Genomic DNA, 657 nt, shown 5'->3' with positions numbered 1-657 from the left:
TCAGGCGACACCGGCCCTGCGGAATTTCGCCACGGCCAGTCCGGTCTCGTTCGTTTCCGGCATTCAGGCCTCGCGCAAGGCGCTGGTAGCCAGAACCGATGAGGATCGTGAAACATTCTTGCGTCGTCGCGGGTTCTCGAAACCGGAAACTACGAAGATCATCGAAGCTGTGCTGCACGAAGAAGGACGCAAGCCCGAGAGCGTATTCGATTTCGTGCAGGGCATTACCGCACTGGCGCGGACGAAGACCAATCAGGACACACGGCTCGATCTGGAGGGCAGGGCGCGCAAGCTGATGGAGAAGGTCGGATGAAGCCGGTCATCATCAGAAACTGGCATGATGGGGAAGGGGCGGCGGACGAGGTCCGTCGCCTTTCACCTGTCGGCAGGTCAGTCGTTCAGGCTGTCCTTGAGCGCCTTGGCGGGCGTAAAGGCCAGCTTGCGCGAGGCCGCGATCTGGATGGTCGCCCCCGTGGCCGGGTTGCGGCCTTCGCGGGCGGCGACTTCTTTCACCTTGAACTTGCCGAAGTTCGGCAGGGTGATTTCGTCACCCGCTTTGGCAGCAACGGTCATGGTCTCGATCAGGGCGTCCAGCACCTTGCGGGTCTCGGTTTTGCTCGTGTCGGTGGTGGTGGCGATATGATCGACCAGATCGGC

At 61.6% G+C, this 657-nt stretch carries 1 protein-coding gene and 1 pseudogene; one reads left to right on the top strand and one right to left on the bottom strand.

Going from position 1 to position 657, the window contains the following annotated elements:
* A pseudogene (locus B7G66_RS12150) lies at positions 1–313 on the top strand (hypothetical protein); the annotation flags it as partial.
* A 77-nt stretch (positions 314–390) separates the two neighbouring features.
* Here the strand turns inward: B7G66_RS12150 and B7G66_RS12145 are convergent.
* On the bottom strand, positions 391–657 hold a 267-nt coding region (locus B7G66_RS12145), incomplete at its 5' end, for an HU family DNA-binding protein (RefSeq protein ID WP_239016137.1).

This window comes from Novacetimonas hansenii JCM 7643 (assembly GCF_000964405.1).
GTDB classification, from domain to species: domain Bacteria; phylum Pseudomonadota; class Alphaproteobacteria; order Acetobacterales; family Acetobacteraceae; genus Novacetimonas; species Novacetimonas hansenii.
The sequence above is the reverse complement of the archived record's forward strand: the minus strand, read 5'-3'. Positions and strand labels throughout refer to the sequence as shown.